This is a genomic window from Streptomyces sp. NEAU-174 (genome assembly GCF_052665095.1).
Window position 1 is genome coordinate 31,012 of the sequence record NZ_JBQTCE010000022.1, and the last position, 13,734, is coordinate 44,745.

Below are 13,734 nucleotides of genomic sequence, written 5' to 3' on the forward strand. Positions count from 1 at the left end.
GCTCTTTCCCGTCCGGTCAGCTTTCGGGGAAGTGGCAGGAAACCTGCCGTCGTCCGTCGGTCATCGGTGTGGTGGGCGCCGGAGGTTGCGTGGCGCAGATTTCCCGGCTCTTCCAGCAGCGCGTGTGGAAGGCGCACCCGGAGGGCTGCCGAGTCGGGCTGGGCGGGTCGCCCTGCAGGACGATGCGGCCGGTGGCGCCCCGACGACGCGGATCCGGATCGGGGACGGCCGAGAGCAGCGCCCGGGTGTACGGATGCGCGGGGCGGGAGTAGACGGTGTCGCGGTCGCCGTGCTCGACGATCCGCCCCAGATACATGACGGCGACCTCATCGGCGACGTGCCGGACCACGGCCAGGTCGTGCGCGATGAAGACGTAACTGAGCCCGAACTCCCTTTGCAGCTCCTTGAGGAGGTTGATGATCTGCGCCTGCACCGACACGTCGAGCGCCGACACCGGCTCGTCGCAGACCAGGATCTTCGGGCGGAGGGCGAGCGCTCGGGCGATGCCGAGGCGCTGGCGCTGCCCACCGGAGAACTGATGGGGGTGGCGGTGCGCGTGCCCCGGGTCCAGCCCGACCATCTCCAGCAGCTCCCGGGCCCGGGATGCGCGGTCCTCTCCCGGCACCAGATCGCGGTGGATGTCCAGCGGTTCACGGACGATCTCCAGCGCGGTCATCCGGGGGTTGAGCGAGGTGTACGGGTCCTGCATGACCAGCTGGATGTCGCGCCTGCGGCGGCGCAGCTCGCCCTGCGGCAGCGCGAGCAGGTTCCGGCCCTCGACGAGCACGGTGCCGGAGGTAGGGCGCTCCAGGGCCATCAGGAGGCGGGTGAGGGTCGACTTTCCGCATCCGGACTCACCCACGAGGCCGAGGGTCGAGCCCCGTCTCAGGGCCAGGTCGACGCCGTCGACGGCCTTGACCGTGGCGCGGCGCCGACCGCCGAACGGCAGGGCATTGGCCTTGAAATGCTTGACCAGGCCGCGGGCCTCCATCAGGGGGACGCCGGCCGGAACGTCATCGGACACCGGAGACCTCCAGCGGATAGTGGCAGGCGACGAGCCGTGCGGCCGGGGCGGTTTCGACCGGGAGCAGCAAGGGCGGCTGCGTCGCGCAGCGCTCAGCGACGTCGGGGCAGCGGGGATGGAAGGGGCAGCCGGAGGGCAGCAGTCCGGGGCCGGGCGGGCTTCCCGGGACGGGGGTGAGGGTATCGGCGTCCCCGTCGAGGCGGGGTACGGCGGCGAGCAGTCCTCGGGTATAGGGGTGGGCGGGCCGGTCGTAGAGCTCCTGGATCGGTGCCTGCTCCAGGATGCGCCCGGCGTACATGATGGCGACCCGGTCGGCGGTACCGGCGGCGAGTCCCAGGTCGTGGGTGATCAGCAGCAGCGCGGAGCCGGTCTCCTCGCGGAGTTCGGCGAGCAGTTCCATGATCTGCGCCTGCACCGTGACGTCCAGGGCGGTCGTGGGTTCGTCGGCTATGAGGACGTCGGGGCTGAGCGCCACCGCCATTGCGATCATGATCCGCTGGCGCATACCGCCGGAGAACTGGTGCGGATAGTCGCGGTAGCGGCGGGCTGGGTCGGGGATGCGGACCCGGGCCATCAGCTCGACGGCTCGGGTACGGGCCTCGCGGCGGCCGAGGCTCTCATGGGCCCGGATGGTTTCGGCGATCTGGTAGCCCACGGTGAGTGTGGGGTTGAGCGCGGACAGGGCGTCCTGGAAGACCGTCGCGAGGTGCTTGCCGCGCCGGGTGCGGAGCTGGTCGGGGGGCAGCGCCAGCAGGTCTGTGCCCCGGTGGCGGGCGCTGCCGCCGACGTGGGCGGTGGCGGCCGGGAGCAGCCCCATGAGGGCCATCGCGGAGATGCTCTTGCCGGACCCGGACTCGCCGATGAGCGCGACGGTCTCCTCCTTGCGGAGGGTGAACGAGACTCCGTGGACGACTCGTTGGACGGCCGGCCCGGTGCCGCCCGGGGACAGCAGATCGACGGTCAGGTCCTCGACTTCCAGGAGTGGTACGCCGTCCGGCTGGGGTGCCGGGTCGGGGGTGTTCGTGTGCACGGGGTCAGCGGCCTCTCGGATCCAGGGCGTCGCGGACGGTGTCGCCGAAGGTGATGAGTACGAAGACGGTGAAGGACAGGAACAGCCCGGGGAAGATCAGCAGGTGCGGGTGGGTCTGGAAGGAGTTCTGGGCCCCGGCAAGCTGAAGGCCCCAGGAAATGGAGGGGGGTTGCAGTCCGACCCCGAGAAAGGTCAGCGCGGACTCGGCGACGATCACGCCGCCGACGGTGATGGTGGCGAGGACGAGGACCGGCGTGAGGGCGTTGGGCAGGATATGCCTGACGGTGATGTGCCACTGGCTCGCGCCGAGGCTACGGGCCATCATCACGTAGTCGGCTTCGCGCACCGAGCGGACCGACGCCCGGACCACCCGGGTCATGGTCGGCCAGCCGAACAGCGCCAGTACCCCGGCCACTGTCGGTACGTCGCGCGTGGTGACGCTGTTGAGTACGACGATCGCACCGAGCAGGAACGGGAAGCCGAGGAAGACATCGGTGACCCGGGCGATCACGCTGTCCACGATTCGCCCGGCCATCCCGGCCAGGCAGCCAAGGACCAGCGCGACGGCCAAGCCGCAACCGGTGGCGAGCAGGCCGACACCGAGCGAGGGTCCGGCTCCGTGGATGACGTTGGCGTACAGGTCGCACCCCTGGACGTCGTATCCGAAGGGGTGGCCCGCGGCCGGTGCCCCGGCGCTGTGGCCCAGGTCGCAGACGGTCGGATCCCCGTGGCCGAACCAGCCCGCGAAGAGCCCCGGCGCCGCGGCGACCAGGAGCAGCAGGAAAATGCAGCCGCCGGTGAGGAGGAAGACCGGCCTGCGGAACAGCTCGCGCCATCCCGCGCCGGAAGCGGCTCCGGGGGCCGGCGCGGTGCCATCCGGCGGCGCGATCACGGTGTCAGTCATGGCGGATCCTCGGGTCCAGGAGGCTGTTGAGGAGGTCGACCAGGACGCTTGCGACAAGGAAGATCAGGATCAGGGTGGTCGACACCCCCACCACGGTCGGCCCGGCGTGGGCGCGGATGGCCTGGAAAAGCAGTTGACCGATGCCGGGCAGGTTGAAGACGCCCTCGATGATCACGGTGCCGCCGAGCAGGTAGCCGAGGTCGATGGCGAGGTAGGTGACGGCCGGGACCAGGGAGTTGCGCAGGACGTGGATCCCGACCACCCGGCGTTGGCTGAGTCCCTTGGCGACGGCGGTGCGTGTGTAGTCGGCCCGCAGATTCTCGATCACCTCGGCCCTGACCAGCCGGGACACCGACGCAAGCCCGAAGGCCGCGACGCACAGCGCTGGCAGCAGATAGCTCGTCGGCCAGCCGTCCGTGTCCCCGGCGACCGGGAACAGCCCCAGTTTCACACCGAGGACCACCTGGGCGGTGTACGCGAGGACGAACACGGGTACCGAGGTGGCCCCGATGGTGAACGCGAGCACCGTGCGGTCCGTCCAGGTGCCCCGGCGCAGCCCGGCGAGCACTCCGAGCCCGATACCGACGACCGCCTCGATCCCCCAGGCTGTGAAGGCCAGCTTCAGGGTGACCGGCCAGCGGTCGGCCATCTGCCCGGCCACGGAACGCCCGCCCAAGTCGGTGCCGAGGTCGCCGTGGAACAGCCCGGCGAGGTAGTGGCCATACTGGGACAGCAACGGCTCGTCGAGGTGGTGCTGTTTACTCAGCGCCCGCGCCACACTGGGCGCCAGCGGCCGGTCGCCCGCGAGCGCGGCGATGGGATCGCCGGGCAGCACATACGTCATCGCGTAGATGACCAGGCTGATGCCGAAGAAGACGACCAGCGCCTCCAGCAGCCGCCGTATCAGGTACGTCATCCCGAGTCCCCAGTGCGTGTCCGGTCCGCGCCCTGCGCGCGGGCCGAGCCGCGGGCGTGGTCGGCGGCAGCCAGCAGCGCGGCATACTGGATCCCGGCCAGGGTGGAGATCGGGATGGGGTCGCCGGTGGCCGGGGCGGCCGCGCGCTCCCACGTCTCGTACGTCTCCAGCAACTCCCGGTGGCACCTGCGCACTTCGGGACTGGCGATACCGGCGACCACTTCGGCGTGCAGGGCGCGCAGCAGCATGCCGCCGAAGCGGAGGCGGGAGCTGTGCACACCGGCATCGCAACCGTAGTTTTCGGAGACCGTGGCGGCCCGGTCGGGCAGCTTGTCGGCGCGGGCCGTCTCGGTCCTGGCCAGTTCGGTAAGCGACGGTACGAAGTCGCGGACTGCCCGCAGGAAGGGGGACGGGATGTTCAGGTGCGGGCTCGCGGAGTCGAGGATGCTCCCCAGAAACGTCCCGGTCTCGGCCAGGGCCCGCGCCCGGCGCCGGACCGCGTCGGCGTAGCGCTCCTTGGTGGGCGTGTTGTCGTCCGCGTGCGGGTGGCTCCAGTGCGGGACCTCGGTGACGAAGTAGAACGTGCCGTAGCGCTCGGAATACGCGGCGCTGGATGAGCCCGCGATCTTGGCGGCGGCGTCAACCCCGAGTTCTTCGAGATAGTCGTAGGCGTCCTTCATGTCGATGCAGCCGTAGACGGCCGGGGCGTAGAGCGGGACGTGGGCCGCTTCGGGCTCGCCGGTCGCCAGCGGGACTCCAAGCGAGGCGGGGATGTCGGCGAGAACGCTGTACAACTCGGGAGCCGGGCGGTTCATGTAGTAATAGACGCCGCCCGCCTCGCAGTTGTGCAGCGTGGTCAGGAAGCGCGGCTGGGTGGCGTCCAGCAGCCGCATCAGCGCGAGCGTCTCGGGCAGGACACGGTCGAACCATGCCTCCTTGTACGCGAACGGGAAGGTCCACTCGACCTGCTGGTCGCCGGCGGGCCGATAGAAGTGGCGTCCGTAGTTCTGTTTGTCGGTGGGGGTGGCGAACCAGCCCTCGTTGAGCCGGGCCCCGTCCGGGTCGATACAGGGCACGATGTGCCAGGCCCCGCCGAAGTGTGCCCGCAGCTCCGGATCCTCGCACAGCGCGGTGGCCAGGTGCAGAGTGGTCACCGCACCGACCGGCTCGTTGGGGTGCACCCCGCCGACGACGACGTAATCCCCGCCGCCCGCGGCGGCGGGGCGGTCGCATACGGTGAAGCAGTACAGCGGTTCGCCGAGGGCGGAGGTGCCGATCCGGCGTTCGGTCACCAGGGCGGGGTGGGCACCGGTCAACACCCTGAAGGAGGCCAGCAGTTCGTCCACGGCCGGGTAGGTGTGGGTCTCAAGGACGGTCCTGGCGTGCCGTACCCAGCTGGCGGGATCGGCTGGTGCGGAGGCCGCGTGGGCGGAGGCGGCGGACTGCTCAGACGTCGTGGCTGTCATACGGGTGTGGATCTCCGGAGTATGGGGAAAGAAGGATGCGGCCATGCGGGGGCGCAGTGCAGGTGCTGGATGCTCAGCCGACGACGGAGACCTTGCTGAGCTCGACATCGGCCGGGCCCACGGTCACCCCGGTCACACGGTCGGTGCCGGCGTAGACGTAGCTGCCGTAGAAGAGCGGGATCACGGGGAAGTCCTGGAGAATCCGCTTCTGAGCGTCGTTGTAGAACCGTCGGGCCGAGGCGGCGTCCGTCGCGCGGTCGCCCTGCCGGAGGAGCGTGTCGACACCGGTGGCGCTGTAGTTGCTGCACGCGCAGCCGCCCGCCTTGGTGAAGATGCCGCGCAGGGTGCTCTGCATGCTCGGGTACAGGGCCCCCCAGTGAGCGTGTGTCATCCCGCTGTTCTTCTTGCCGATCACCTTCTCGCTGAACTCGGCCCAGTCGGCGGTGGGCTCGGCCTTGACGTCGCTGAGGTCCAGGTTCTGCCTGATCTGGTTGGCGACCGCCTTGTAGAGCTCGTCGAGGCCGAGTCCTCCCGGGTAGGTGATCGTGAGCTCACCGGACCAGCCGCCCGCTTCGGCGAGCAGCTTCTTGGCCGCAGCCGGGTCATAGGCGCAGGCATCGCAGAGGCCGGTCTCCGCGCCGACCTCCGAGGGCGGGGTGAGCGAGGTGGCCGGGGTGAACAGGCCGCCGTAGATGGCCTTGTTGACGGCGGACCGGTTGATCGCCATGGACAGCGCCTTGCGCAACCGCACGTCCTCGAACCGCTTGTCGTACAGAGGCAGTCCCATGAACTCCAGCGATGGCGCCTCGTAGGTGTACAGCCGGTCCCCGAAGTCGGCTTTGGCCTGGCCGTACTTGCTGACCGGCACGCTGATGATGTCGGTGTTGCCCGCCAGCGCGTCGGTGTAGGCGGTGTTGAGGTCGGTATAGCTCTTGAAGGTGATGGCGGAGGACTTCGGCTTGGTGCCCTTGTACGCCGCGTAGCCGGTGACCGTGGTGCCCTTGTCGGCCGTCCAGGCGGAGGTCATCTTGAAGGGGCCGTCGCCGATCGGCTTCTTGTCGTATGCCTTGGGGTCCTTGAAAGCCGCCTTCGGCATCGGGTAGAAGCCGGTCTGGTTGGGGGTGAGCTGAAGCGGAAACTGGCTGTCCGGACTGGAGAGGGTGACCTTCAGCGTGGTGGCGTCGACGACCTTCACACCGGACAGGGTGGTGGTCTTCGGTTTGCCCTTGGCCGGGTTCAGCGCCGCGTAGCCCTCGATCCCCGCAAGCTGGCCGTTGGCGGCCCAGCCATTGGGGCCGTAGGCGGTCGCGTTCCAGGCATCGGCGTAGCTCTGGGCGGTCACCGGCTCCCCGTTGTGGAACGTCCAGCCCGAACGGAGCTTGATGGTCCAGTGCCGGGCGTCGGTGGAGGTCACCGACTGCGCCTGGACATAGCTGACTTTGCCCTGCTGATCGACCTTGACCAGGGGGGCGAAGAGCACTCGGAGTTCATCCCAGCCGACGGTGCTGCGGCCCGGAGTGAGATGATCGGGCTCACCAACGGCGATCGAGAATCGGCCGTTCTTCGCCGAACCGCTGCCGCCTTGCGTGCTGCCGGAGCAACCGACGAGGGAGAGAACAAGGGCCAGCGATAGGCTCGCCGAGGCTGTGGACATGGGTGATCTAGGCAAGACGACTCCATGAGAGAGCGGGGAGCACCTCGGCTTGCCCGGGAAGGGCGTTGGACGGCCCGATGCTCACCCGGGTGCGTAACCGGGATACTGGTCGCGTTGAGATGCCATGTCAATGCAAAGATGCGAAACTTTTAGCATGAGATGAATGTTTACACGGAGGAATCAATGCCCGGTGACGCTCCAGCCAGCACCCCGCACGACACACACGGCACCACCGGATCTCGCGAGAGTGGGAGCGGTTGGAGCCGGGAGTCGTTCGTGGAGGAGATCGGGCTGGTATGGGAAGCGGCCGGAAGCAGCCGGATGGACGGCCGTATCATCGCCTACCTGATGATCACGGATGTCCCATACGTCTCTTCCGCGGAACTGGCCAGCGCCCTCCAGGTCAGCGCCGGCTCCGTCTCACTGGCGACCCGCCGCCTGGTCGAGTCGGGCTTCATCAGGCGGCATGCCGTGCCGGGGCAGCGCAGCCACTACTTCCGCGTCGACGATGATGTGTGGGGCAGCTTCCTCGCCGGTGAACGCCGCTATCTGGACCGCCAGGAACAGCTCGCGACGCAGGCCATCACCCTGCTCGGCCCCGAGGAGGAAACGCCCCGCCGCCGCTTGAGCAATATGCGCGACTACATGCGCTGGGTCAGAAGCAACCACCACGACCTGCTGGCGCGGTGGCGGAAGTACCGGTCCCAGAACGTCGGCCGGTCGACGGACCACGCGGCAGAGCCCGAGGAAGGGGACGGCCCGGCAGCCGGCGAGCCGGCGGCGTCGACGGCGCCGGACAACGAGGAGATGCGCAACCGCCGCTCCGCCACACTGAGCCCGGTGCTGGCACGGCATCTCGTCTCGGACGCACTGTGGGCCGTGGCCGAGCCGCTGCTGCCCTCCGGTTCCGCGAACGAACGGGCGGCATTCACCGCCGTCGTGTATGTCCTTACCTCCGGCTGTGGCTGGCAGCAACTCCCCGCACAGTTCGGGGTCTCGCACTCCACCGCGCACCGACGCTTCACGGCATGGAGCAAGGCGGACCTCTGGCAGCGCTGGCTCGACGCCATGACCAAGGCGCCCGGCGACGCTGCGGACCTCGCGTGGTGCTCAGCCATCGTCGAGACGGCCGCACGCCGTCAGCCCGTCAGCGGAGGCTGACCGGTAAGCGGTTCGATGCGAGACCCTGTGCCGCTCGAGAAGTCATAGCCGCAGGTCACGCGGCGCCATCGCGGTCACGCAGTGAGAAGCGCAGGGAATCGGTATTGGCAGCTGGTCACTGCCGGGACGCTCAGCGCCACGTGCCTGCGGGACGGCGTCCGCCCCGCCGTCTTCCGGCTGGACGCCCGCGCCAAGGACCGGCTCACCTGCCTGAAGTAGTCCTACGACGAGACCTACCGCCGCTACTCGCCCGGCCTCTACCAGCTCACCGAAGGACTGCGCCAGGAGTGGGGCGGGCGCTCGTTGACACCGGCCTGCACCGGCCCGGCGCCCTGCTCATCGCCACCCGCGCCGGAACCCGCAGAGTCCACGTCCCCGACGACCACACCGGACCGGTCACCATCGACATGCGACGCCCCCGCCTCTCCAGCACCCGCGGCATACAGGTCACCGCGGCGGGCCGCACCTGGCCCGCCGTACACGTCGACATGGGCAACCCCCACGCCGTCGTCTTCCTCGAGGACACCGCGCTCGCCGGAGACTTGCGCACCGTTCCCACCGTGACGCCCGCCGCCGCATACCCGCACGGAGCCACCGTCGAGTTCGTCACCACCTGCGGCCCCCACCACCTCCAACTGCGCGTCCACGAACGAGGCGTCGGCGAGACCCGCGCCTGCGGCACCGGAGCCTGCGCCGCCGTAGCCGCCACCCGCGCCCACCAACCAGCCCTGCCCGTCGCCATCCGCTACACCGCTGACCTACCCGGCGGCCGCCTCCACGTCGTGGAGCCGGAGGAAGCCGCGCGGAGCTTGTGGGGTTCCTCGCCGTACGTCACGAGGCTGGTGGACTGCGGCCTGGAGTGGGACGCCATCGTCATCGCGCCGCTGAAACGCGGCCTGGCCGTACTCACCCGCCTCAGCCTCCCAATCAACTGCGGCTACCCAGTCCTGGCGGACTACATCCGCCAGGAGCTCATCGTCCACGTCCCCGCTGGGACCGCCCGCCGGTGCACGGCCCAGGGCACCCGCTCCCTGACAACGGGCTCGTGGCTGCTCATGCCGACAGGCCAGCGCGGATCCCTCTCCGCCACGTGGCTCAGCACTCCGCACCCCACCCGGCCTCGATTCGTTGACCCCGGCGAGCTGTCCGACGCACTACGGCAGGTCGACCAGACCGGCGCCGCCTGAGTAAGCAGCCTGCTGTCTCCCCCGTAGCAGCAGGCCGCAGGGAGCCCCGGCGGGCCACACATGGCCTGCCGGGACCTCTCTACACGGGTTAATGGGGATCTCTGAATTCAGCTCTGGCCGCAGTTTGGTGAAGATCGCGTCCGTCGTGGAGTCACGGACGACCTATGCGCGAGTGTCATCGCCTGATCCTCGGGCGGCAGCTCTCCAACGCGTCCCGCGCCGCTTCCATGAAGGCGTGGCGACATTCACGTTTGGTGGCACCCTGTCCAGGCGAAATTGCGTTGCGCATGTGTGCGTGTAGCGTCTTGGTGTAGTCGTGGGCGGCCTGGGCTGTCTCATGCGAACAGGTCAGCTCGACGGCCTTCTTCGCCAGCCACAGGTCGTGCAGTCTCTCGTCTGCAGGGTCTTCAGGAGCCGGAAGACCAAGTTCTCGGCGATCCAGCACCAGTTCGACGCGTTGCGCGGCAGCCAGGAATCCCGAGATCGCCTCTTTGCGCTCAGCGCGCCCTGCGTCTCTGCGTTGTTGCCGGTCACGTTGCACCTCGACGCGCGTCGCCAGGTACTGCCCTACGAGTGTCCCCGCGGTCCCGAGAGAGACACCGATCAAGGCGAGAACCGTGCTTCCAGCAACTCCATCCATGCCATACACCCTGGTAGATGGGTGCCGTGCCACGACCGGTTTCTCGAAAACCACCCTCTGCCCGGGCTTGGTGACGATCACGGCTGGGTGAGGATGCGGGTCCGGGGGAGTTCGAACGAGGCCCGCCCATACATGGCGCGCTTGAGTGTTTTCACCCTTCTAAGGGCGTCACGAACAAGCAGGTCGAGGCTGACCTGGGAGTGGACCAGTCCACCGTGTACCGCTGGCGGGCTCGCTTCGTGGCCGATCGCCTCGACGGCCTGCAGGACGAACCGCGAACCGGCCGGCCGCCCTCGATCCTGCTCGACCAGGTCGAAGACGTCATCGTTGCGACGCTGGAGGCCATGCCGGGCAAGGACACGCACTGGTCGCGGGCCTCTATGGCCGAGCGCACCGGCCTGTCGAAGTCCACCATCGGGCGGATCTGGAAGAGGTTCGATCTCAAGCCGCATGTGCAGGATTCCTTCAAGCTCTCCACCGATCCGCAGTTCGTCGACAAGGTCGTCGATGTCGTCGGCCTCTATCACCACCCGCCTGAGGAGGCGGTGGTGTTATGCGTGGACGAGAAGGCGCAGATCCAGGCGCTGGACCGGTCCCAGCCGGTGCTGCCGATGATGCCGGGCATGCCCGAACGCCGGACCCATGACTACCTGCGGCATGGCATCACCAGCCTGTTCGCCGCCTTCAACATCGCTGATGGCACCGTCATCAGTGAACCCACCGACGCCACCGGGCGGTGGGGTTCAAGAAGTTCCTGACCCGGATAGACAGGGCCGTGCCCGCCGGCCTCGACGTTCACCTGGTCTGCGACAACTACGTCACCCACAAGACCCCCGAGATCCAGAAGTGGCTCGCCCGGCACCCCCGCTTCCACGTCCACACTTCACGCCGACCGGCTCCTCCTGGATCAACCAGGTCGAGCGATGGTTCGGCCTGCTGACGGACAAACTCATCCGCCGCGGCGTCCACACCTCCGTCCAGGGTCTCGAGAACGACATCCGCGACTGGATCGAGACCTGGAACTCGGGCCCAAGGCCCTTCACCTGGACCAAGACCGCCGACGAAATCCTGCACTCCCTCGCTGACTACCTGGCCAGGATCGCCCCAACCAGCACCGACTAACCCTCAGAATTTCTGGCGCAGCACACTACTGAGGTTTTCGTTAGTTCTGTGGGTGTAGGGCGCTTTGCGGTGTGAGTATCTTGGCGTGCTTTCCGAGTCTCAGTCCGTTGTTTCCGATGTCTCCGTTCCGCCGCTGACGCGACCGCAGTTGGCCGAGGCCCGACGCATGCGAGCGGTGGAGTTGTTCGAGCAGGGGCGTCCCCATGCGCAGATCGCGGGAATGCCGGGGGTCAGTCCCGAGAGCGTGCGGCGATGGAAGCGCCAGTGGGAACAGGGCGGGGCCCCGGCGCTGCGGCGGTCTCCGGCCACGGGGCGGCCGCCCAAGCTTGATGACGCCCAGGTCGAGCAGGTGCGGGCCGCGTTGGAGCAGGGCGCCCAGGCGCACGGGTTCGAGGCCGATTTATGGACCTTGGAGCGGGTCGGGCTGGTGGTGGAGCGGGTGAGTGGGGTGAAGCTGGCACGGGCGTCGGTGTGGCGCCTGCTGACCGGGTGACTGGGCTGGAGTCTGCAGCGCCCCCAGCGCCGGGCGGTCGAGCGGGACGAGTCCGAGATCGCCCGGTGGATCGCCTATGAGTGGCCACGCATCAAAAGGGGGCAGTGAAGAAACGTGCCTGGATCGTGTTCTTCGACGAATCGGGTGTGTCGCTGCTGCCCCAGGTGCGCCGGACCTACGCGCCCCGTGGCCGGACCCCGACGTTGCGGCACCGGCTGAACTGGAAACGCGCCTCGATGGCCGCCGCTCTGGGATATCACGCCGCGGACGCCGGCCGTGGTCCGCGGCTGTGTTTCCACCTCAAGCCGGGCAGCTACGACACCATGGCGTTAATCGAAGTGCTGCGGCAGGTCAAAGCGTTCTATGCGGGTGAGCCGGTGGTGCTGGTGTGGGACGGGCTGTCCGCGCACTGCCGGACAGGACTGGCTGACGCTGGAACGGCTGCCCGCCTATGCACCTGAGTTGAACCCAGTGGAACTGCTGTGGTCGGCGATCAAAACACGTGAGCTGGCCAACCTCACCGGCGACCACCTCGCCGACGTCGCCGATGCCACCGAACGAGGCATCCACCGGGTCTGCTCCGACAAACTTCCCCCATGGTCCTTCCTCACCCACACGGGACTGATAATTCATAACCACTCACCACAGAACTAACGAAATCCTCAGTAGACGACTTTGGTGTTACGGATGAGATGTTCGGCGTCGGTCGGCTTCATTGCACGTCTTCTCGAACTTTGTCCGGCGGGAACCAGCTCCGGTGACCTGTGTGGCCACCGCGGACCTCCGTCATCACGATGGCTCTTCGACAGTCCGCTGGGCGGTCCCATTGTTGTCTTCCGTGCGTTCTGGGGCAAGGGACAGGCAAGGGAGTCAAACCGGTTGTCCTTTCGGGCTCAAGCCCGGCCGAAACCGTGGTTGTCCATGAGCATCAGAAGACGTTGCTCGCGGCGCTCTTGGCCTGTGCCGACCCAGGCGACGAAGTCCTCGTACCGGCACCCTGGTTTCGAGTCTTGCCCGGGCGCTATCCGGCTCGTTGGTGTGGTGCCCCGCCCGGTGCCGCTAACCCTCGGCGACTGGCGGCTCGACGCCGACGCCGTCCGAGCCGCGATTACCTCGCGCCCCCGGGCGATCCTCCTCAACACGCGGCACAACCCCACCGGCTGCGTCTTCTCCGCCTCCGAGATCGCTGCGCTCGTGGAAGTTTGCGTCCAGCGTGACCTCGTCTGTGTCACCAACGAGGTACGACAGCTTCGTCTTCGGGCGGTGCGAGATGACCTCGCCGCTGGACCTGTCTTGCAGCCCGCGAGCACTTGATCGCGGTGGGCAGCTTCTTCAAGTCCCAGATGTCCGTCTGGCGGCTGGGGCACTGCGTGGCGCCGCCCACGCTAACCGCAGAGCTACGCCGGGTGGTGGAGCGCACGACGGTGTGCGCCGCCACGCCGCTGTAGGAGGGCGACGCGACCGTGAGTACAGCGAGTTCGGGCGCGGAGCACTTCCAGGTGACCTGGAAGCCGATGATCGAGCGGCTTGCCGGGCCAGTCTGGAGGCGTACCCCTCAGAGGGTGGCTGGTTCGGATTCGCGTGGATCGACTGGGCCACTCCGCTGCCCGCCCACGAATCCGCCGCCCAGCCGCTCGACAAGGCGGGGGCCCTGGTGGCACCGGGCACCGCCTTTTCCATTGCCTCGTCGTGATGCGGGAGCCCCTCGTTCCTACTGCACGCGAATCAGCATAAAACGCCCACAGGCCGAGAGATGTGTTCAGCACACTGAGCGCCGCCGCCATCGGGGTCTCCTTCGGCGCGATCGCTGTCGCCTCCGGAGTGCCGGGCTGGCTGGCGATCGCCATGTCGGTGTTCATTCATGCCGGTGGCGCCCAATTCCTGTCCGTCGGGCTGCTGGCCGTGGGCAACTCGGTCGCGGCGGTGGTCGGCGGGCTCCTGCTGAACGCGCCCGTCATCTGCCCTTCGGCCTCCCCCTTCACGACACCCCGGGCGACACCTGGCGGGCGCGGATCTCAGGGAGCCAGCTCATCAGCGACGAGTCGGTGGCGTTTGCGCTGAGCCGGCCGGAGGGGCCGCGCGGCCCCCGGCGCCTTCTGAGCCTGCGGCACATCGCGCCCACCTTCGCCTGGGACGG

At 68.4% G+C, this 13,734-nt stretch carries 14 protein-coding genes and 4 pseudogenes; 11 read left to right on the forward strand and 7 right to left on the reverse strand.

Annotated features, from left to right (window positions below; translation table 11 throughout):
• Positions 1–16: 16 nt before the first annotated feature.
• From ACT2CW_RS43005 to ACT2CW_RS43030, 6 genes are all read right to left on the reverse strand, one after another.
• The gene (locus tag ACT2CW_RS43005; protein WP_445520549.1) at positions 17–1,024 is read right to left on the reverse strand and encodes an ABC transporter ATP-binding protein; all 1,008 of its coding nucleotides are present in this window, start codon (positions 1,022–1,024) and stop codon (positions 17–19) included.
• Positions 1,014–2,054, reverse strand: coding sequence for an ABC transporter ATP-binding protein (locus tag ACT2CW_RS43010; RefSeq protein ID WP_311767062.1), 1,041 nt, complete (start codon positions 2,052–2,054; stop codon positions 1,014–1,016). The genes ACT2CW_RS43005 and ACT2CW_RS43010 overlap by 11 nt, the downstream gene beginning before the upstream one ends.
• 4 nt (positions 2,055–2,058) lie before the next feature.
• Positions 2,059–2,958, reverse strand: a complete 900-nt coding sequence (locus tag ACT2CW_RS43015) for an ABC transporter permease (protein WP_164436120.1) — start codon at positions 2,956–2,958, stop codon at positions 2,059–2,061.
• Positions 2,951–3,874 carry an ABC transporter permease gene (locus ACT2CW_RS43020; protein ID WP_164436122.1) on the reverse strand — a complete coding sequence of 308 codons (924 nt, stop codon included), beginning with the start codon at positions 3,872–3,874 and terminating at the stop codon, positions 2,951–2,953. Before ACT2CW_RS43020 ends, ACT2CW_RS43015 begins: the two co-directional genes overlap by 8 nt.
• On the reverse strand, positions 3,871–5,340 hold the full coding sequence (locus ACT2CW_RS43025) for a M14 family zinc carboxypeptidase (RefSeq protein WP_445520550.1): 1,470 nt from the start codon (positions 5,338–5,340) through the stop codon (positions 3,871–3,873). Before ACT2CW_RS43025 ends, ACT2CW_RS43020 begins: the two co-directional genes overlap by 4 nt.
• A 73-nt stretch (positions 5,341–5,413) precedes the next feature.
• Entirely contained in the window at positions 5,414–6,820 is a 1,407-nt protein-coding gene (locus ACT2CW_RS43030; RefSeq protein ID WP_445520551.1) for a peptide ABC transporter substrate-binding protein, read from the reverse strand.
• A gap of 495 nt (positions 6,821–7,315) precedes the next feature.
• Here ACT2CW_RS43030 and ACT2CW_RS43035 point away from each other — a divergent pair.
• From ACT2CW_RS43035 to ACT2CW_RS43050, 4 genes and pseudogenes are all read left to right on the forward strand, one after another.
• A pseudogene (locus ACT2CW_RS43035) lies at positions 7,316–7,468 on the forward strand (MarR family transcriptional regulator); the annotation flags it as partial.
• Positions 7,469–7,801: 333 nt separating this feature from the next.
• Positions 7,802–8,045, forward strand: a pseudogene (locus ACT2CW_RS43040) (transposase); the annotation flags it as partial.
• A 191-nt stretch (positions 8,046–8,236) separates the two neighbouring features.
• A complete protein-coding gene (locus tag ACT2CW_RS43045) occupies positions 8,237–8,374 on the forward strand; it encodes a hypothetical protein (RefSeq protein WP_166484362.1) in 138 nt (45 codons plus the stop codon).
• A 68-nt stretch (positions 8,375–8,442) separates the two neighbouring features.
• The gene (locus ACT2CW_RS43050) at positions 8,443–9,342 is read left to right on the forward strand and encodes a hypothetical protein (protein WP_445520552.1); all 900 of its coding nucleotides are present in this window, start codon (positions 8,443–8,445) and stop codon (positions 9,340–9,342) included.
• A 175-nt stretch (positions 9,343–9,517) separates the two neighbouring features.
• On the opposite strand, the gene ACT2CW_RS43055 is transcribed toward ACT2CW_RS43050, so the two are convergent.
• The gene (locus tag ACT2CW_RS43055) at positions 9,518–10,063 is read right to left on the reverse strand and encodes a hypothetical protein (RefSeq protein ID WP_164436131.1); all 546 of its coding nucleotides are present in this window, start codon (positions 10,061–10,063) and stop codon (positions 9,518–9,520) included.
• An 83-nt stretch (positions 10,064–10,146) separates the two neighbouring features.
• Here ACT2CW_RS43055 and ACT2CW_RS43060 point away from each other — a divergent pair.
• The 7 genes and pseudogenes from ACT2CW_RS43060 to ACT2CW_RS43090 all read left to right on the forward strand — a co-directional run.
• Positions 10,147–11,104 (forward strand): annotated as a pseudogene (locus ACT2CW_RS43060) (IS630 family transposase); the annotation flags it as partial.
• An 85-nt stretch (positions 11,105–11,189) separates the two neighbouring features.
• Positions 11,190–11,597: a helix-turn-helix domain-containing protein gene (locus ACT2CW_RS43065; RefSeq protein WP_445520553.1), complete on the forward strand. Its 408-nt coding sequence runs from the start codon at positions 11,190–11,192 to the stop codon at positions 11,595–11,597.
• Entirely contained in the window at positions 11,598–11,705 is a 108-nt protein-coding gene (locus ACT2CW_RS43070; RefSeq protein WP_445520614.1) for a winged helix-turn-helix domain-containing protein, read from the forward strand. It begins immediately after the preceding gene.
• 56 nt (positions 11,706–11,761) lie between these two features.
• Positions 11,762–12,047, forward strand: a pseudogene (locus tag ACT2CW_RS43075) (transposase); the annotation flags it as partial.
• A gap of 12 nt (positions 12,048–12,059) precedes the next feature.
• The gene (locus tag ACT2CW_RS43080; protein ID WP_445520616.1) at positions 12,060–12,251 is read left to right on the forward strand and encodes a hypothetical protein; all 192 of its coding nucleotides are present in this window, start codon (positions 12,060–12,062) and stop codon (positions 12,249–12,251) included.
• 267 nt (positions 12,252–12,518) lie between these two features.
• Complete coding sequence (locus ACT2CW_RS43085) at positions 12,519–12,911, forward strand: aminotransferase class I/II-fold pyridoxal phosphate-dependent enzyme (protein ID WP_445520554.1); 393 nt, start codon at positions 12,519–12,521, stop codon at positions 12,909–12,911.
• 441 nt (positions 12,912–13,352) lie between these two features.
• Positions 13,353–13,658, forward strand: coding sequence for an AzlC family ABC transporter permease (locus tag ACT2CW_RS43090; protein WP_445520555.1), 306 nt, complete (start codon positions 13,353–13,355; stop codon positions 13,656–13,658).
• Positions 13,659–13,734: the final 76 nt, after the last annotated feature.

Coding starts and splice junctions, on each gene's coding strand:
- ACT2CW_RS43015 (WP_164436120.1), bottom strand. CDS start 2,958: ATGACTGACACCGTGATCGCGCCGCCGGATGGCACCGCGCCGGCCCCC.
- ACT2CW_RS43020 (WP_164436122.1), bottom strand. CDS start 3,874: ATGACGTACCTGATACGGCGGCTGCTGGAGGCGCTGGTCGTCTTCTTC.
- ACT2CW_RS43025 (WP_445520550.1), bottom strand. CDS start 5,340: ATGACAGCCACGACGTCTGAGCAGTCCGCCGCCTCCGCCCACGCGGCC.
- ACT2CW_RS43085 (WP_445520554.1), top strand. CDS start 12,519: ATGAGCATCAGAAGACGTTGCTCGCGGCGCTCTTGGCCTGTGCCGACC.